The organism is Herbaspirillum sp. WKF16, assembly GCF_028993615.1.
In the GTDB taxonomy this organism is placed as follows: Bacteria; Pseudomonadota; Gammaproteobacteria; order Burkholderiales; family Burkholderiaceae_D; genus Herbaspirillum.
Genome location: NZ_CP118632.1, coordinates 2,779,550 through 2,795,487, shown reverse-complemented (window position 1 = coordinate 2,795,487; position 15,938 = coordinate 2,779,550). Strand labels below are relative to the sequence as shown.

The window sequence follows — 15,938 nt, the reverse complement described above, 5'->3', positions numbered from 1 at the left end:
CCTTTTTCCTGCACTGCTTCCTGTCTTAGAAATCGACGGAAGCGGAGGTCACGAAGGTACGCGGCGCTCCCTGGACGAGGTAGCCCAGTGCCGAAGAACCACCAGCCGATTCCCAGTAGTTGCGGTTGGCGACGTTCTGGATGCCGCCGCGCAGGGTCACCACCTTGCCGCCGATTTCGGCCATGTAGCGGGCGCCCAGGTCAATACGGGTCCATGCCGGGATAGCTTGGGTGTTGGCCGAATCGGCATATTGCTTGGACGTGTAGATCACGCGGCTGTTCACGGTCAGTCCGTGGACGCCGGGGATGTCCCAGTCCGCGCCGACGTTGGCCATGGTCTTGGCGGTGCCGATCGCATCCTTTCCGTCATAGGTGCCGTTCTGGGTGCGCTTTTGCTTCGCATCCAGTAGGGTCAGACCGGCCAGCAGGCGCAGGCCACGCATCGGTTCGCCGAAGGCGCCGATTTCTACGCCATTGTTTTCCTGCTTGCCACTGGTCGTGTAGGTCGGCGTTGCAGTAGGCCCGGTCGTGATGACGTTCGGCTTCTCGATGGTGAACAGCGCCACCGTCAGGCCGACCTTGCCTGCATCATATTTGACGCCGATTTCCTTTTGCTTGGACTTGTAGGGGGCCAGCATGGCGCCGAAGTTGGTCGCCGTGGTGTCAGACACCTTGGTGCCCGGTTGCAAGCCTTCGATGTAGTTGCCGTACAGTGAGACTTCCTTGGTCAGCTTGTAGAGCAGGCCTGCCACTGGGGTAACGGTGCCGTCGTTGTAGTAGTCGCTCTGCAGGTGGGTGTTGTAGTCGTAGTTGATCGTCTTCAGACGCTGGTAACGCGCGCCCAAGCTAAGCTGCAGGCGCTCATCCAGGACCGACAGCGTGTCTGCCAGCGCGATGCTGGACAGCTGGGTCTTGATAGTGGTCTGCGGGCTGGCCAAGCTGCCGCCGAAGAAGTCGAGGGAGGGTTGGGCCGATTGGGTCGGTGAATACAGGTTGCCGGTGGTCGCTGTGCCCAGGGCCATCGCATAGGCGTTGCGCGAATCCTGCCAATAGCTGGACGCGCTGGCGCTCACACTATGCTTGACGCCGCCTGTGTTGAATTTTCCGCGCACACCGACTTCGCCGGTCCACACCTGGTCTTCACGCGAGTTGTCAAAGCGATTGGAGGTGAAATTACCGTTGGTGCTGTTCACATTGGGCGTCGCCAAGCTGTTGTTCTCGGTGCCTTGGCGCATGCCTAGCGCGAACCAGGAGGTGATGTTGTCGCTGAGGTCCCATTCACCGCGCACGGTGCCGAAAATGTCGCGCTCATTCGAATAGAACCACTTCTGGCCGTAGTTCGACGATGCGCTAGGGGCCGCAGGCACGTATCCTGCCGGCGCGGTGGCGATACGTACGCTGGGGCGGGTCGAGGTGAGGTCGTATTCCTGCACCCCGATGTCGGCCGACAGGCGGAAGCTGTTGCCCCGGTAGTCCAGGCCGATGGTGCCCATGTTCAGTTCGCGGTTTTCATTGCTGATGGCGGTGCCGCCGGCACGACGCACAGCATTCACACGCAGACCGACGCGGTCTTCGGGACCGAAGCGGCGGCCGATATCGGCCGCAGCATAAAGCTGGCCGCCCGACTCGACGCCCAGGCTGACGGAGGTAATCGGATCGGTTCCCGCGCGCTTGGGCAGCAGGTTGATAGTGCCGCCGATGGCGTTGCCGCCGGGCGTGGCGCCGTTGAGGAAGGCGCTGGCGCCACGGAATACTTCCACGCGCTCCAGCATTTCAGCCGCCACATATTGACGCGGCAGCAGGCCGTACAGGCCGTTGTAGGCCAGGTCGTCGGAGTTGGTGATGAAGCCGCGGATCATATACGACTCCTGGTAGTTGCCGTAACCGCGGGTGACGCGAATGGTCGGGTCGTTCAGCAGCACGTCGCCCACGCCTTTTGCCTGCTGGTCCTTGATCAGCTGTTCGGTGTAGGCGATGCTGTTGAACGGCGTGTCCAGGAAATCCTTATTGCCTAAAATGCCGACTCGGCCGCCGCGCGCGACCTGGCCGCCGGCATACGGCGTCTGCAGGCCTTCCGCTGAAGCATCTGCGGAAGCATTGACGGTCACGGTCGGGAGCGCCTGCCCATCCTTCTGTTCGGCGGCATTGTTGCCGGCGGTCTGTGCGAAGGTGGTGACGGGGGCGATGAAGGCGAGCGCCAGGGCGGTAGTGAGCGGGGTAAGGCGAAGGGACATGTTTTTTGTCTGGGAGCGGACAGGAACTTGGCGTTCTGTTATGTGGATCGGAATGATACTAAATCGCGAGAAATTATAATTGAGAATGGTTACTATTTGTAATATCGATCTCAATTTGAGTGGATAATTTACTTTAGCTCAGTTATATGTTGTGAAAACACCAATGACTCTGCATTCCTCTTCAAACCTCATTGCCCGAAGAGGCTGGCTCGCCGTATCGGGCCTTGCTTATTTTTTATTGATTCCCGATGTCCTCCAACACGTCCTTCAAACGCTGGCATTTCATCCACACCTGGAGCAGCCTCATCTGCACGGTGTTCCTGCTGTTGCTGTGCCTGACCGGGCTGCCGCTGATCTTCAACCATGAGCTCGACGACCTGCTGGGCAACCACATCGCCGCGCCCGAGATGGCGCCCGGCACGCCGCCGGCGGCGCTGGACAAGCTGGCCGAACAGGCCCGCACCCATCGGCCGGGCGAGGTGATCCAGTACATGATCTGGGAGCGCGGCGAGGAGGAGACCGCCACGCTGGTCATGGCGCCGCGCCCCGACACCCATCCCGACAGCACCCAGAGCCTGGTCTCGGACACCCGCAGCGGCGCCGTGCTGGGCCAGCCGCCGTCGCGCGGACTGGTGTTCATCCTGCTCAAGCTGCATACCGACATGTTTGCCGGGTTGCCGGGCAAGCTCTTCCTGGGGTTCATGGGGCTGCTGTTCGTGGTGTCGATCGTCTCGGGCGCGGTGGTCTACGGGCCGCTGATGCGCAAGCTGGATTTCGGCGCCATCCGCCGCCGCAAGGGGCGCCGCCTGCGCTGGCTGGATATCCACAACCTGCTGGGCGCGGCCACGCTGGTGTGGGTGATGGTGGTCGGCCTGACCGGCGTGGTCTGCACGCTGGCAGACGTGCTGCTGACGGCCTGGCGCAACGACCAACTGGCCGAGATGGTGGCGCCGTACAAGAACCTGCCGCCGCCTTCACACCTGGCTTCGCTGGATGTCTCGGTGGCCAGCGCGCGGGCGGCGACGCCGGGTATGGTGCCGTCCTTCATCGCCTTCCCCGGCACCAATTTCTCCAGCGGCCACCACTACGCCATCTTCATGCGCGGCGATACCGCGCTGACCTCCAACCTGCTGCGCCCGGTGCTGGTGGATGCCGAGAGCGGGCAACTGACCGAGAGCCGCGAGCTGCCCTGGTATGTGACGGCGGTGCTGGTGGCCAAGCCGCTGCATTTCGGCGACTATGCCGGCATGCCCTTGAAACTGATGTGGGCCGCGCTCGACCTGGCCACGCTGGCGGTGCTGGGCAGCGGCGTCTACCTGTGGTTCGCGCGGCGCGGGCAGTCGCGCCGGCGGCTGGAGATGCTGCACGCCAAAGCCGCGCCGCCGCTGGCGGTAAAATGAGGGCGCGCGTTGCCATTGCGCGCCCATCCTGCATCCAATACTGAGAAATACTGAGAAAGAGTTTGCGCTCATGAACCCCCAATCCGGACAATCCGAATTCCTGCGCCTGTGGGGCATGCCCATCCTGCTGGGCGTATTGACCGCCTTCGGGCTGCTGGCCGCCTTGCTGGGCCAGGGCGTATGGCACTGGCTGGCGTGGGCGGCCATCGCCACGCCGATTGCGGTGATGGCGTATCACCTGTGCAAGCGCGAGGCGGGCGCGGACGGGCGCGGTTGAGCGGCCTGTCCAATCACGCCATGCAGTCATCCTTCCAGGCCGTCCAATCCGTCATCGGACCGACGCTGAACGCATCCTCCTCCGGCGCGCTGCCGCAGCATCAGTTGCTGTCCCGCCTGTTCTGGCTGCGCTGGGCCACCATCGCCGGCGAGCTGGTGGTGCTGGCGGGCGCGCATTTCTGGCTGGAGATCGCCTTGCCGCTGCCGGTTTTGCTGGCCTTGATCCTCCTGCAGGCGGCGCTCAACATCGTCACGCTGGGGCGCATGCGCTGGGCGCGGCCGGCCGGGCAGGGCGAGCTGTTCCTGCAACTGCTGCTGGACCTGGCGCTGCTGTCGGCGCTGCTGTATTTCTCGGGCGGCGCCACCAATCCCTTCGTCTCCTTCTACCTGCCGGCGTTGGCGGCGGGCGCGGCCACGCTGGCCTGGCCTTATGCGCTGTCGCTGGCGCTGTGCGCGCTGGCCGCGTATTCGGGGCTGGTCTATTTCTACGAGCCGCTGCATATCCACGACCACGGCCAGGCAATGGCCTACCACCTGGCCGGGATGTGGATCAACTTCTCGATCTCGGCGCTGCTGATCACCTGGTTCGTCACCCGCATCGCCGCCGCCGTGCGCTCGCGCGACGGCCAGCTGGCGCAGGCGCGCGAGCGCCAGCTGCAGGGCCAGCGCATCCTGGCGCTGGGCACGCAGGCGGCGGGCGCGGCGCATGCGCTCAATACGCCGCTGTCGACGGTGGCCGTGATCGCCGGCGAGATGCGACGCGACATGGCCGGCAATGCCGCGCTGGCGCTGTATGAGGAAGACCTGCGGGTGGTCGAGGAGCAGATCGCGGTGTGCAAGGCCGCGCTGGAGAGCATGCGCCTGGACGCCGACGCCCCGGACGACCGCAGCGCGCCGCTGGGGCCGTGGCTGGCCACGCTGATCGACGGCTGGCGGCTGCGCCATCCGGCCGTGCTGCTGGCGGCCGACCTGAGGCAGGAGGGCGTGTGCGCCGGCCAGTTGCAGGACCTGTCGCAGATCCTGTTGACCTTGCTCGACAATGCCGCGCAGGCGATCCGCCAGCACGGCCATGAGGGCGAGGTGCGCCTGTCGCTGGAAACCGATGCCGGCGACGGCGCCGATGCGCAGGAGCGGCCGCGCGCCGCGATCATCCGGATTGCCGACAACGGCAGCGGTATCGCTCCGGAACTGCTGGCGCGGCTGGGCCATGCGCCGGTCGCCAGCAGCTCGGGCGGCAAGGGCATCGGCCTGCTGCTGGCCTTTGCCGCCGCCGCCCACATGGGCGGCAAGCTGCGCCTGCGCTCGGCGGTAGGCGCGGGCACGGTGGCCGAATTGCAGTTTCCCGTATCCTGACCCTTTTGATGTGAGACGCTGAGATCCCATGAGCGCGGCCTTCCTGATTCTTGACGACAACGATGTGTTCGCCGACACGCTGGCGCGTTCGCTGGTGCGCCGGGGCTTTCGCGCCACCGTCGCCCGCAGCGGCGAGGAAGCGCTGGCGGCGGCGCGGCGCGAGGCCTTCGACTACGCCACCATCGACCTGCAACTGGCGCAGGACTCGGGCCTGCAATGGATTTCGCCGCTGCGCGAGGCGCTGCCGCTGGCGCGCCTGCTGGTGCTGACCGGCTACGCCAGCATCGCCACCACGGTGCAGGCGATCAAGTCGGGCGCCGACAATTACCTGGCCAAGCCGGCCAACGTCGATTCCATCCTCTCGGCGATGGCGCATGCGGCCGAGGGCGACGCCGGCGCGTCGGCGGAGGGCGCCACGCCGCTTTCGCTGGACCGGCTGGAATGGGAGCACATCCAGCGCGTGCTGGCCGAGCACCAGGGCAACGTCTCGTCCACGGCGCGCGCGCTGAACATGCATCGCCGCACCCTGCAGCGCAAGCTGGCCAAGCGTCCCGTGGCGAAATAAGCGCGGGCGCGCCGGCTGCCGGCGACGGCAAGCGGGCGCGACACCCGCGCCGCATCGTTTTACAATAGCGCCCATGTTTATCGATTCCCACTGCCACATCAATTTCCCCGACCTGGCCGCCCGCCTGCCCGAGATATTCGGCAAGATGGCCGAGAACAAGGTCAGCCATGCGCTGTGCGTCTCGGTCGACCTGCCCGATTTCCCGCAGGTGCTGGCCCTGGCTGAGCAATATCCCAACATCTACGCCTCGGTCGGCGTGCATCCCGACTACGAGGACACGCCCGAACCGGACGTCGCCCAGCTGGTCCGCCTGGCGGACCATCCGCGCATCGTCGCCATCGGCGAGACCGGGCTGGATTACTACCGCCTGCAGGGCGACCTGGAGTGGCAGCGCGAGCGCTTCCGCACCCATATCCGCGCCTCGCGCGAGACCGGCAAGCCGCTCATCATCCACACCCGCTCGGCCTCGGAAGACACCATCCGCATCATGCGCGAGGAGGGCGCCAATCCTGAAGCCGGAGGCGCGGCCGGCGTGATGCATTGCTTCACCGAGTCCCAGGAAGTGGCGGACGCGGCCATCGAGCTGGGCTTCTACATTTCCTTCTCCGGCATCGTCACCTTCAAGTCCGCCAGGGATTTGCAGCAGGTGGCGCGCACCATCCCGCTGGAGCGCATGCTGATCGAAACCGATTCGCCCTACCTAGCGCCGGTGCCGTTCCGCGGCAAGACCAATGAGCCCGGTTATGTGCGTCACGTCGGCGAATTCATCGCCGACCTGCGCGGCATCCCGGTCGAGGAGCTCGCGCGCCAGACCTCCGCCAATTTCTTCAAGCTGTTCGGAATCAAACAATGATGTCTCTGCTGGAAAAGATACGCGCCCGCATCTCTCGCTTCCCGCGCGTGCGCGGCCTCGGCCGCGCACTGCTGTACACCTCGCTGCTGCTGCCGGGCGCGGCGCGCGCCGGCGCCTATGAAGACTACTTCCAGGCGATCCGCATGGACAACGTCTACTTCCTCAAGCAGCTGATGCAGCGCGGCATGGGCCCTAACCTGATCGAGCCCAAGCGCGGCTACACCGGCCTCATGCTGTCGATCCGCGAGGATTCGATGCAGGCCTTCCAGGTGTTGGTCAACGCCCCCGACGTCAACCTGGAGGCCCAGGCCACCAACGGCGATACGCCGCTGATGCTGGCTTCGTTCTATGGCAACGTGCCGGTGGTCAAGCTGCTATTGTCGCGCGAGGTGGAGGTCAACCGCCAGGGCTGGGCAGCGCTGCATTACGCCGCCATCAACGGCAACGCGGCCATCGTCAAGCTGCTGCTGGATGCCTCGGCGTACATCGACGCCGAATCGCCGGACGACAAGATGACCCCGGTCATGCTGGCCGCCATGCGCGGCCGGACCGCGGCGGTAGAGGCGCTGCGCGACGGCGGCGCCGACCTGACGCTGGTCAACAAGGACGGCCTGACCGCAATGGACCTGGCGCGGCGCTACGGCCAGACCGAGGTGATCGAGGCGCTGCAGCAAAAGCCGCGGCAATAAGCCGGGCGGGCCTGAGGCCTTTCCCCGCACGTAAAAAATCCCGGAGCGCCGCAAGGCGTCCGGGATTTTTGTTTGGCCTGAACCAGCGCTCCGGCGCCCGGCGATCAGGGCACGAGGATCTGCGGGCCGACGTCCTTGATGTCCTTGGTGCCGGTCAGGGCCATGCTGACGTCGAGCTCCTTGCGCAGGATTTCCAGCATCTGCGAGACGCCGTCGCCGCCCATGGCGCCCAGGCTGTAGAGGAAGGCGCGGCCGATCATGGTGCCCTTGGCGCCCAGCGCGGTGGCCTTGAGGATGTCCTGGCCGCTGCGGATGCCGCCGTCGAACCAGACTTCGATCTGGTCGCCCACGGCCTGCGCGATCTGGGGCAGCGCCTGGATCGACGACATCGCGCCGTCCAGCTGGCGGCCGCCGTGGTTGGACACCACCAGCGCGTCGGCGCCGGTCTGCGCGGCGATCTTGGCATCTTCCACGTCCAGGATGCCCTTGAGGATCAGCTTGCCGCCCCATTGTTCCTTGATCCAGGCGACGTCGTCCCAGTTCAGGGTCGGGTCGAACTGGCTGGCGGTCCACTTCGAGAGCGTTTGCACGCCGCTGCCGCTGTTGCCGCCGTTGATGTGGCCGGCCAGGTTGCCGAAGGTCTTGCGCCCGCCCAGCGCGCGCAGCGCCCAGCCCGGCTTGCCGGCCAGGTCCAGCAGGGTGTCCAGGGTCAGCTTGGGCGGCACCGACATGCCGTTCTTCAGGTCCTTGTGGCGCTGGCCGAGGATCTGCAGGTCCAGCGTGAGCACCAGCGCCGAGCACTTGGCGGCCTTGGCGCGGTCGATCATCGATTTCACGAAGCCGCGGTCGCGCATCACGTAGAGCTGGAACCAGAAAGGCTTCTTGGTGACGCTGGCGACGTCTTCGATGGAGCAGATGCTCATGGTCGACAGCGTGAAGGGGATGCCGAACTTCTCGGCGGCGATGGCGCCCAGCATTTCGCCGTTGGCCCATTGCATGCCGGTCAGGCCGGTGGGGGCGATCGCCACCGGCATGGTGACGTCGTGGCCGATCATGGTGGTGCGCGTGCTGCGGTCGTCGACGTTGATCGCCACGCGCTGGCGCAGCTTGATGGCGGCCAGGTCGTCGCTGTTGGCGCGGTAGGTGCCTTCGGTGTAGGAGCCGCTGTCGGCGTAGTCGTAGAAGGCCTTGGGAACGCGTTTCTTGGCCAGCAGGCGGAAGTCTTCGACACAGGTCATGACCGGCATATTGTTATCTCCGTAAGAATGGAACGCGGCGTCACGAGGCGCCGCCGGGGTGTTTGGATGGCAGGCAAGAACCGGAATCGGGGCTGCTGCGAGTGTGACCGTATGCTAGATCAAAGCCGCCATGCGTGGGGTGAATCCATTTCCGGCAATCCATGAAAATTTTATATGAGGCCGATGAGCCCCGGTTCATCGGCGGCCCGCAAGCAGCCTGGCCGCCGCCATGCCGCTGCGCACCGCGCCTTCCAGCGTGGCCGGGTAGTCGCCGGCCACGTAATCGCCGGCCAGCGCCAGGCCGGCGGGCATGCCGGCATTGTCCGGGCGCTGCAATCCCGGCGTGCAGGAAAAGGTCGCGCGCTTCTCGGTGATGAGCTTGCTCCATTGCGGATTTGCCAATGCCGGCAGGCCGAAGTCGGCGGCCAGTTGCCGCGCGACGCCGTCTTCCAGCGCGGCATGGCCGTCGGCGATGGCATGGCCGGCCGCGCTCACCACGACTGCCAGCAGGCCGGCATCGGCGCCGAGCTGGCCGCGGTCGAACACGAACTGGCCCCAGGCGCGGCGCTGCGGGTCGTCGGCCAGCGCATAGAAGGGCCGGGGCAGGCGCAGGCCGGGGTCATATTGCAGATAGCAGGTGGTGATCGGTTCATGGGCCAGCGCGCGCAGCGGGGCGGTGTCGGCGATACCGTCGAGCAGTTGCGCCGCCGCTTCCGGGCCGGTGGCTAGGACCACGCCGGCGAACTCGCCCAGGCTTTCGCCCTGGCGGTCGTCCAGGCGCCAGCCGCCGCCGGCCTGGCGCAGGGCGCCTGCCGTGGTGCCGGCGCGCACCAGTGCGCCGTGCCGTTCAAGATAGGCGGCCGCCGCGTCGGGCAACAGGGCGCTCAGGTCGACCCGCGGGATCAGCATGTCGGAGGCGGCGCGGCGCGCGCCCAGGCTGTCGCGCAGCACGTTCAGGAAGACCCGGGCCGAGGCGCGCTCGGGCGGGGTGTTCAGGGCGGCGATGCACAGCGGGTTCCACATCAGGCGGATCAGGCGCGGCGTCTGCTCGAAGCGTTCCAGCAGCTCGGCCACGCTGCAGTCCTGGTACAGCTGCCAGCCCATCCAGCGCGCGCTGCTGGAAAAGCGCGCCAGCGACATCTTGTCGCTGCGCGAGAGGCCCTTGGCGCGCAGCAGGGCGACGGCCAGGTGCAGCGGCGCCGGCAGGCGCGGCGCGACGAAGTCCATGCCGTCGGCGCCGGCTCCCAGCGGGTAGCGCATCTGCAGCGGCAAGCGCAGCAAGGCCCGGGACGGCTGCACGCCCACCTGCTTCATCAGCTTCAGGCAGGCGCCGTAGGCGCCCAGCAGGATGTGCTGGCCGTTGTCCAGCGCGCGGCCGTCGGCCTCTACGCGGCGCGCGCGGCCGCCCAGGGTGCGCGCGGCTTCGAACAGGCTGACGCGGTGGCCGGCTGCGGCCAGGCCGACTGCCGCCGCGCAGCCGGCCCAGCCGGCGCCGACGACGGCGTAGTGAAGTGGGGCTGTCATGCGGCAGGCGCGTGCGGCATCAGCCGAACACGTAGGTTTTCCACGCCAGCCACAGCTTGCGGATGGGGGTGAGCGAAATGCGCTGGTTGAGGACGTGGTAGCCGTCGCGCTCGATCTCCTCGAGCACGGTGCGGTAGATGGCCGCCATCATCAGGCCGGGGCGCTGGGCGCGGCGGTCGGCCTTGGGCAGCAGGGCCATGGCTTCGTCGTAGGCGGCATGGGCGCGCTGCACCTGGAATTTCATCAGCGCCTCGAAGCGCTCGCTGTGGCGGCCGTTGAGGATGTCGGCCGCGGTCACGTTGAACTGCTGCAATTCATTGACGGGCAGGTAGATCCGACCCTTGCGGCCGTCCTCGCCGACATCGCGGATGATGTTGGTGAGCTGGAAGGCCAGGCCGAGTTTCTCGGCGTAGAGCAGGGTCGCGCCCTGGGTGTGGCCGAAGATGCTGGCCGAGAGGATGCCGACCACGCCGGCCACATGCCAGCAATAGCGCTGCAGGCCGGGATAGTCCAGGTAGCGGCTCTGGTCGAGGTCCATCTCCATGCCGTCGATGATGGCCTGCAGGTGTTCGCCCTTGAGCTGGTAGGTGGCCACGTGCGGATGCAGGGCCTTGGTCACCGGGTGGCTGGGATTGCCTTCCAGCATGGCGGCGATTTCCTTGCGCCACCACATCAGCTTGGTGCGCGCCACCATCGGATCCTCGATTTCGTCGACGGTGTCGTCGACCTCGCGGCAGAAGGCGTACAGCGCCGTGATCGCGCGCCGGCGTTCGGGCGGCAGGAACAGGAAGCTGTAATAGAAGCTGGAGCCGCTGGCGGCGGCCTTCTGCTGGCAGTATTCGTCTGGAGACATGGATGGCGGTGGCTGCGTTCGATGCACGGCCGGCGCGCGGGCGAAGCCCGGCAAGACCCGGCAAAGGCGCTATGCTAGCCGAGTGCGCACGGCAGGGCAAATGCGGTGATGGCGAGGCGCCCGGATCGTATTGCGGCGGCTTGCTTTGTCCATTAAGCTCAAGGCATCGACGCCCTGTGAAAAAAACAATCCGAGCATGGAAGACCGGGCAGCCGAAGGCGAACCTACAAGGAGGCTGGAGACGTCATGGACAGACTTGAAATCTTTCGCAACATCGCATCGCAGGCCGGACGCGGAGAACTGGTGTTCCCCGCCAACGTCAGCGCCTCGATCAAGCTGCAGCAGGCATTGGCCGATCCCGACTGCCACCTGGAGCAGGCCGCCAAGCTGGTGATGGCCGAGCCGCTGGTGTCGGCGCGCACCGTGGCCATCGCCAATTCGGCCGCCTACAACCGCTCCGGCGGCGAGATCAACAACGTGCGCACCGCGGTCATGCGGCTGGGTTTCCGCACGCTCAACACGATCACCACCTCGGTCATCGTGCGCCAGCTGGGACGCACCATCTCCAACCCGGCCATGCGCATCAAGTCGGCGCAGCTGTGGGAGCATTGCGCCCACGTTGCGGCGACCGCCCACGTGCTGACCGGCAAGCTGACCAACGGCGACCCGGAAACCGCGATGTTCGCCGGCATCGTGCATGAGGTGGGCGGCTTCTACCTGCTCTCGCGCACGGATGAGTTTCCGGGCCTGCTGGAGGGCGGTATCGAGGATTGGGCGGAATACGGCGAGAAGATGATCGGCCGCGCCGTCTTGAAGAAGCTGGGCGTGCCGCAACCGGTGGTAGATGCGATCGAGTCGCTGTGGCACGGCGTGCGCGTGTTGCCGCCGCAGTCCATCGGCGACGTGCTGCTGCTGGCCAAGGAGCTCTCGCCGGTGCCTTCGCCGCTGCAGCGCTCGGTGGCCGAAGCCGGCATCGGCGGCGAGAACCTGGTCGACGATTACGTCGGCGACCAGTCGCTGCGCGGCCTGCTGGACGACTCGGAAGAGCAGATCCGCTCGCTGACGGCGGCCTTGCTGGTCTGATCACGCCTTCGCCGGTTCGGCCCTTTGGCCCTCCCGGCGTCGCACCTTACATCGTCAGCGCGCGCCACAGCACGACCAGCCAGTCGGCCCGGCCCAGCTTGGGGCGGCGCCGGAAGACATCGCCTTGCGCCGCCTCGATGCGCGCCAGGATCCGTAGTCCCCCCTGGACCACCAGCCGCAGCTCCCAGCCGATGCGTCCCGGCAGGCGCTTGGCCAGCGGCGCGCCTGACAGCATCAGCGCCCGCGCGCGCTCCACTTCGAATTGCATCAAGCGCTTCCAATTGTCGCCGCCATCGCCGCGGGCAATGTCGTCTTCGCTCACGCCGAAGCGCTGCAGGTCTTCCAGCGGCAGGTAGATGCGGCCCTTTTGCCAGTCGATCGCAATGTCCTGCCAGAAATTGATCAACTGCAGGGCGCTGCAGATGGCGTCCGAATCGCGCAGGTTGCGTTCGGTCGGCGTCTCGTAGAGATGCAGCATCAACGCGCCGACGGGGTTGGCGGAGCGGCGGCAGTAGTCGAGCAGGTCGTCGTAGCGGGCATAGCGGGTGGTGACCACATCCTGCTTGAACGCGGACAGCAGGTCGCGCAGCGGTTGCAGCGGCAGTCGGTGCGCGCGGAGGGTGTGCTGGAGGCGATCGAACATCGGCGTGCCGCCTGGAGCGCCGGCCTCGATCAGGTCGAGCCGGGTTTCGTAATCCTGCAAGGCGGCCAGCCGCTCGCGGTCCGGCGCATCGCCTTCATCGGCCAGGTCGTCGGCGCTGCGCGCGAAGGCGTAGATGGCGGTGACCGCAGGGCGCAGGCGGGCCGGCAGGAGCAGCGAGGCAACGGGAAAGTTTTCGTAGTGATCGACGGCCATGCTGGCGCTTTTCGGATGATTTTGCAGCCCGCATAGTAAAGGAAAACCCCGCCGTCCCGGCGCCTTATGCCGCTTGCACCTGGGTAGTGCCGTCCGGCTGGGCCTTGTAGATCTCGTAGCCGCTCTTGCCGTTGCGCTTGACCTGGTACATCGCGCTGTCGGCGCACTGGATCAGCTTGGACAGGTCGCGCGCATGGTGCGGATACAGGCTGATGCCGATGCTGGCGCCCAGCAGGTATTGCGATTCGCCGACCTGCACCTGCTGCATCATCTGCGCCAGCAGCTTCTTGGCCACTTCGAAGGCCTGGGCTTCGTTCTCCAGCTGGGTGCCGATCACGATGAATTCATCGCCACCCACGCGCGCGCAGATGTCGGTGCTGCGCACGATGCCCTTGATGCGCAGGGCGATGGCCTTGAGCACCTCGTCGCCCACGTGGTGTCCGGCCGCGTCGTTGATGGGCTTGAAATTGTCGAGGTCGATGTAGAAGATCGCCACCATGTGATGCGGCCGCGTGGCCAGCAGCAGCGCGTGGTCGAACAGGGTGTTCATGTAGCGCTTGTTGTTGAGCCCGGTCAGCGGGTCGAGGAAGGCCATGTCCAGCGCCTTGGCTTCGGCTTCCAGCAAGCGCCGCTGGAATTGCGAGAGCACCATGGCCAGCAGCGACATGTAGACCAGCAGCATGAGCACCGTGCCGAGCAGGAATCCATGCCTGAACCAGCCCGGGTAATGCTCCACCAGCAGCGGGCCGCAGGCCCAATGCGCCGCCATGGCCGCCGCCGACAGGGAGGCCAGGCGCAGCCAGCGCGGCTCTTCCTTGCTGTTGCGGTGGCATTGCAGCGCCACGTACAGCATGCATCCGGCATTGACCAGAGAGTACCCGAGGCCGCGCGCCAGCGCCGAGGTGTCGCCTATCCACGCCGCCAGCAGCCAGAGTTCGCCCAGCCCGGCGGCCGCCCAGAACCAGGCGCTGTTCGTCCCGAGGTTGAGGAAACGCTTAAGGCCGCTCAGCAGGAAGGGCTTCTCCAGCAGGTTCAGCGCGGCGTAGGCGGTGACGATGGTGCGCATGTCGTTGCCGGGGATGAGCAGCACCAGGGACAAGCGCGAGAGCAGGGCGAAGAAGATTGACGCGGCCCACCAGCCGGAACCGGAATTGGTGCGCGGGATGCGGCAGGTCCAGAGCAGCAGGAGGAAGAGAACCAGGTAGACGCTGAAGCCGAAGGTATGCACCATCTCGTACGACATGACCGATCACCCTGCCTTTGCAAGTAGCTTCATCCGTTTTTCGGTGGACGCCAGGATCCGGGAAGAGCGGCTTCAGGACGAAGCGCCAGGTCATGATCCCCCTCATGGCTGAGCTGGATGATAAACAAGCAAGCAGGCGCGGTAAACATCCGCATGAGCTTGCGTGCGGTTTGGCCACAAGCCTTGCGTGGCAAGGCTTTGCGGGCATCGAAAATGATTTCCGCGCGGCTATTTCCGCGTGAGTTTCCGTGGTTTCGAAAGGGCCGGCGCGGCCCTTGGGGGATCAGTCGAACTTGTCTTTCAGCAGCGCCTCGATGGTGGCGATGCGGGTCTCCACGGTCTCCAGCAGCGCCTTGGGCATGGCGCCGCCGGTGCCCAGTTGTGCGGCCAGAGAACGGGCGATGCCCATGGCGCCTTCGGTGAACTGGCGGCCGTCCTTGGACAGCACCGCCGCCGCGGTGAACAGCGTCGAGAACAGGATCTGGTCGGCGGTATTATTTTCGATGAACTTGTTGAGCAGCGCGTTGTGGCTTTGCTTGAGCGCGTCGAATTCTTCCTGGGTGGGCATGGCGGTTCCTGGAAAGTGACCTGAAGGCCGCGCTGCCTGCGCGTTCAAGACGTGCAGGGCAAAGCGGCGCGCGTGTTCAGGGAATCATCTGGTGCGAGGAGGGGGACTCGAACCCCCACACCATTGCTGGCGTCAGGACCTAAACCTGGTGCGTCTACCAATTTCGCCATCCTCGCTGAAGGTGTCGGACATCGGCGCGATAGCAGTCTGGGAGCGGTGCCGCTGCAGATTTGCCGCCACCGATGCGGGTAGCATTTTCGTAAAGCGCGCTATTGTACTGCAAGCCGATGACCATGTCCGTTTTTTTGCGGAAAGCTTTTCGCCCGCGCGGACAGGGCGGCGCAGGCGGTATCATGCGGCCTCGGTTCACTTACGCTTATCCAATTCCCATGACACGCTATCGCCATTACAAGGGCGGCATCTACGAATTCGTCGGCGACGCCATCCTCGAGTCCGATCTCTCTCCCATGGTCGTCTACCGCGCCGCCGACGGCCGGTTGTGGATCCGGCCGCAAGCCGTGTTCCATGAGATGGTCGAGGTCGACGGCAAGCAACTGCCGCGCTTCGAAAAGATGGCCGATTGATTCATCCAACCTGGCAGGCATTCCATGAAACCTAAACTACACGCACTCGCCTGCGCCATGCTGTGCGCCGGCGCATCCCTCGCTCAGGGCGCATTGGCCGAGGAGCTGGCCGACGTCAGCACGGCCTTCCGCTGGCTGGGCAAGAACGACAGGGTGGTCATCGAGGCCTACGACGATCCCAAGGTAGGGGGCGTCACCTGTTATGTATCGCGGGCCCGCACCGGCGGCGTCAAGGGCACGGTGGGCCTGGCCGAGGATCGGGCCGAGGCGTCGATCGCCTGCCGCCAGGTCGCCGCCACGGTGCAGTTCAACGGCAAGCTGCCGCTGCAGGAAGATGTGTTTACCGAGCGCATGTCGATCCTGTTCAAGCGCCTGCACGTGGTGCGCGTGGTCGATCCCAAGCGCAATACGCTGGTCTACCTGACTTATTCCGACAAGCTGATCGACGGCAGCCCGATGAATGCGGTCACGGCGGTGCCGGTGGCGGCGTCGCAGCCGATTCCGGTGAAGTAGGGCGGCCCGCGTCGCGCCGGCTTGCCATGGCGCAACGGCAAGCGCGGCAGCCCGCGCCAGCGTGGCTTCGCGGCCTGCGCACGGGCTTTGCGGATTGTTTGCGGCGC

General features: G+C 65.9%; 17 protein-coding genes and 1 tRNA gene. 10 read left to right on the top strand and 8 right to left on the bottom strand.

Features of this window, described 5'->3' with window-relative positions:
- Window positions 1-25: 25 nt before the first annotated feature.
- On the bottom strand, window positions 26-2,233 hold the full coding sequence (locus Herbaro_RS12685; RefSeq protein WP_275009990.1) for a TonB-dependent receptor: 2,208 nt from the start codon (window positions 2,231-2,233) through the stop codon (window positions 26-28).
- 248 nt (window positions 2,234-2,481) lie between these two features.
- Here Herbaro_RS12685 and Herbaro_RS12680 point away from each other — a divergent pair, with 248 nt between their 5' ends.
- The 6 genes from Herbaro_RS12680 (at window position 2,482) to Herbaro_RS12655 (ending at window position 7,369) form a co-directional block, all read left to right on the top strand.
- Window positions 2,482-3,633: a PepSY-associated TM helix domain-containing protein gene (locus Herbaro_RS12680; RefSeq protein ID WP_275009989.1), complete on the top strand. Its 1,152-nt coding sequence runs from the start codon at window positions 2,482-2,484 to the stop codon at window positions 3,631-3,633.
- Between the two features lie 70 nt (window positions 3,634-3,703).
- On the top strand, window positions 3,704-3,910 hold the full coding sequence (locus Herbaro_RS12675) for a hypothetical protein (protein ID WP_275009988.1): 207 nt from the start codon (window positions 3,704-3,706) through the stop codon (window positions 3,908-3,910).
- Window positions 3,911-3,930: 20 nt separating this feature from the next.
- Window positions 3,931-5,262 carry an ATP-binding protein gene (locus Herbaro_RS12670; RefSeq protein WP_275009987.1) on the top strand — a complete coding sequence of 444 codons (1,332 nt, stop codon included), beginning with the start codon at window positions 3,931-3,933 and terminating at the stop codon, window positions 5,260-5,262.
- 28 nt (window positions 5,263-5,290) lie between these two features.
- A complete protein-coding gene (locus Herbaro_RS12665; RefSeq protein ID WP_275009986.1) occupies window positions 5,291-5,827 on the top strand; it encodes a response regulator transcription factor in 537 nt (178 codons plus the stop codon).
- A 73-nt stretch (window positions 5,828-5,900) separates the two neighbouring features.
- Window positions 5,901-6,680, top strand: coding sequence for a TatD family hydrolase (locus tag Herbaro_RS12660; RefSeq protein ID WP_275009985.1), 780 nt, complete (start codon window positions 5,901-5,903; stop codon window positions 6,678-6,680).
- On the top strand, window positions 6,680-7,369 hold the full coding sequence (locus tag Herbaro_RS12655) for an ankyrin repeat domain-containing protein (RefSeq protein WP_275014011.1): 690 nt from the start codon (window positions 6,680-6,682) through the stop codon (window positions 7,367-7,369). The genes Herbaro_RS12660 and Herbaro_RS12655 overlap by 1 nt, the downstream gene beginning before the upstream one ends.
- Window positions 7,370-7,473: 104 nt before the next feature.
- Here Herbaro_RS12655 and Herbaro_RS12650 read toward each other — a convergent pair whose 3' ends face one another.
- The 3 genes from Herbaro_RS12650 to hpnD all read right to left on the bottom strand — a co-directional run bounded on the left by Herbaro_RS12650 (window position 7,474) and on the right by hpnD (window position 10,984).
- Window positions 7,474-8,616 carry an alpha-hydroxy acid oxidase gene (locus Herbaro_RS12650; RefSeq protein WP_275009984.1) on the bottom strand — a complete coding sequence of 381 codons (1,143 nt, stop codon included), beginning with the start codon at window positions 8,614-8,616 and terminating at the stop codon, window positions 7,474-7,476.
- Window positions 8,617-8,802: 186 nt separating this feature from the next.
- On the bottom strand, window positions 8,803-10,131 hold the full coding sequence (gene hpnE, locus Herbaro_RS12645) for a hydroxysqualene dehydroxylase HpnE (protein WP_275009983.1): 1,329 nt from the start codon (window positions 10,129-10,131) through the stop codon (window positions 8,803-8,805).
- A 19-nt stretch (window positions 10,132-10,150) separates the two neighbouring features.
- Window positions 10,151-10,984 (bottom strand): presqualene diphosphate synthase HpnD, encoded by an 834-nt coding sequence (gene hpnD / locus Herbaro_RS12640; protein ID WP_275009982.1) that lies wholly within the window; start codon window positions 10,982-10,984, stop codon window positions 10,151-10,153.
- 246 nt (window positions 10,985-11,230) lie between these two features.
- Here hpnD and Herbaro_RS12635 point away from each other — a divergent pair, with 246 nt between their 5' ends.
- Window positions 11,231-12,067 (top strand): HDOD domain-containing protein, encoded by an 837-nt coding sequence (locus Herbaro_RS12635; protein ID WP_275009981.1) that lies wholly within the window; start codon window positions 11,231-11,233, stop codon window positions 12,065-12,067.
- 46 nt (window positions 12,068-12,113) lie between these two features.
- Here the strand turns inward: Herbaro_RS12635 and hpnC are convergent, their stop codons facing one another.
- Window positions 12,114-12,923, bottom strand: a complete 810-nt coding sequence (gene hpnC, locus Herbaro_RS12630; RefSeq protein ID WP_275009980.1) for a squalene synthase HpnC — start codon at window positions 12,921-12,923, stop codon at window positions 12,114-12,116.
- Window positions 12,924-12,987: 64 nt separating this feature from the next.
- Window positions 12,988-14,166: a GGDEF domain-containing protein gene (locus Herbaro_RS12625; protein ID WP_275009979.1), complete on the bottom strand. Its 1,179-nt coding sequence runs from the start codon at window positions 14,164-14,166 to the stop codon at window positions 12,988-12,990.
- 104 nt (window positions 14,167-14,270) lie between these two features.
- Between Herbaro_RS12625 and Herbaro_RS12620 the strand changes: the two genes are divergently transcribed.
- The gene (locus tag Herbaro_RS12620) at window positions 14,271-14,408 is read left to right on the top strand and encodes a hypothetical protein (RefSeq protein WP_275009978.1); all 138 of its coding nucleotides are present in this window, start codon (window positions 14,271-14,273) and stop codon (window positions 14,406-14,408) included.
- Window positions 14,409-14,449: 41 nt separating this feature from the next.
- Here the strand turns inward: Herbaro_RS12620 and Herbaro_RS12615 are convergent, their stop codons facing one another.
- Window positions 14,450-14,734: a hypothetical protein gene (locus Herbaro_RS12615; RefSeq protein WP_275009977.1), complete on the bottom strand. Its 285-nt coding sequence runs from the start codon at window positions 14,732-14,734 to the stop codon at window positions 14,450-14,452.
- 89 nt (window positions 14,735-14,823) lie between these two features.
- Window positions 14,824-14,910, bottom strand: a tRNA-Leu gene (locus Herbaro_RS12610).
- A 213-nt stretch (window positions 14,911-15,123) separates the two neighbouring features.
- On the opposite strand from Herbaro_RS12610, the gene Herbaro_RS12605 reads away from it, so the two are divergent.
- Together Herbaro_RS12605 and Herbaro_RS12600 are read left to right on the top strand one after the other, a co-directional pair.
- Window positions 15,124-15,318 carry a DUF1653 domain-containing protein gene (locus Herbaro_RS12605; protein ID WP_275009976.1) on the top strand — a complete coding sequence of 65 codons (195 nt, stop codon included), beginning with the start codon at window positions 15,124-15,126 and terminating at the stop codon, window positions 15,316-15,318.
- A gap of 24 nt (window positions 15,319-15,342) precedes the next feature.
- Window positions 15,343-15,831 (top strand): CreA family protein, encoded by a 489-nt coding sequence (locus Herbaro_RS12600; RefSeq protein ID WP_275009975.1) that lies wholly within the window; start codon window positions 15,343-15,345, stop codon window positions 15,829-15,831.
- Window positions 15,832-15,938: the final 107 nt, after the last annotated feature.

Excerpts from the sequence above, each read along its gene's own strand:
- Herbaro_RS12685 (WP_275009990.1), bottom strand. The coding sequence starts at position 2,233 with ATGTCCCTTCGCCTTACCCCGCTCACTACCGCCCTGGCGCTCGCCTTC.
- Herbaro_RS12680 (WP_275009989.1), top strand. The coding sequence starts at position 2,482 with ATGTCCTCCAACACGTCCTTCAAACGCTGGCATTTCATCCACACCTGG.
- Herbaro_RS12675 (WP_275009988.1), top strand. The coding sequence starts at position 3,704 with ATGAACCCCCAATCCGGACAATCCGAATTCCTGCGCCTGTGGGGCATG.
- Herbaro_RS12670 (WP_275009987.1), top strand. The coding sequence starts at position 3,931 with ATGCAGTCATCCTTCCAGGCCGTCCAATCCGTCATCGGACCGACGCTG.
- Herbaro_RS12665 (WP_275009986.1), top strand. The coding sequence starts at position 5,291 with ATGAGCGCGGCCTTCCTGATTCTTGACGACAACGATGTGTTCGCCGAC.
- Herbaro_RS12660 (WP_275009985.1), top strand. The coding sequence starts at position 5,901 with ATGTTTATCGATTCCCACTGCCACATCAATTTCCCCGACCTGGCCGCC.
- Herbaro_RS12655 (WP_275014011.1), top strand. The coding sequence starts at position 6,680 with ATGTCTCTGCTGGAAAAGATACGCGCCCGCATCTCTCGCTTCCCGCGC.
- Herbaro_RS12650 (WP_275009984.1), bottom strand. The coding sequence starts at position 8,616 with ATGCCGGTCATGACCTGTGTCGAAGACTTCCGCCTGCTGGCCAAGAAA.
- hpnE (WP_275009983.1), bottom strand. The coding sequence starts at position 10,131 with ATGACAGCCCCACTTCACTACGCCGTCGTCGGCGCCGGCTGGGCCGGC.
- hpnD (WP_275009982.1), bottom strand. The coding sequence starts at position 10,984 with ATGTCTCCAGACGAATACTGCCAGCAGAAGGCCGCCGCCAGCGGCTCC.
- Herbaro_RS12635 (WP_275009981.1), top strand. The coding sequence starts at position 11,231 with ATGGACAGACTTGAAATCTTTCGCAACATCGCATCGCAGGCCGGACGC.
- hpnC (WP_275009980.1), bottom strand. The coding sequence starts at position 12,923 with ATGGCCGTCGATCACTACGAAAACTTTCCCGTTGCCTCGCTGCTCCTG.
- Herbaro_RS12625 (WP_275009979.1), bottom strand. The coding sequence starts at position 14,166 with ATGTCGTACGAGATGGTGCATACCTTCGGCTTCAGCGTCTACCTGGTT.
- Herbaro_RS12620 (WP_275009978.1), top strand. The coding sequence starts at position 14,271 with ATGGCTGAGCTGGATGATAAACAAGCAAGCAGGCGCGGTAAACATCCG.
- Herbaro_RS12615 (WP_275009977.1), bottom strand. The coding sequence starts at position 14,734 with ATGCCCACCCAGGAAGAATTCGACGCGCTCAAGCAAAGCCACAACGCG.
- Herbaro_RS12605 (WP_275009976.1), top strand. The coding sequence starts at position 15,124 with ATGACACGCTATCGCCATTACAAGGGCGGCATCTACGAATTCGTCGGC.
- Herbaro_RS12600 (WP_275009975.1), top strand. The coding sequence starts at position 15,343 with ATGAAACCTAAACTACACGCACTCGCCTGCGCCATGCTGTGCGCCGGC.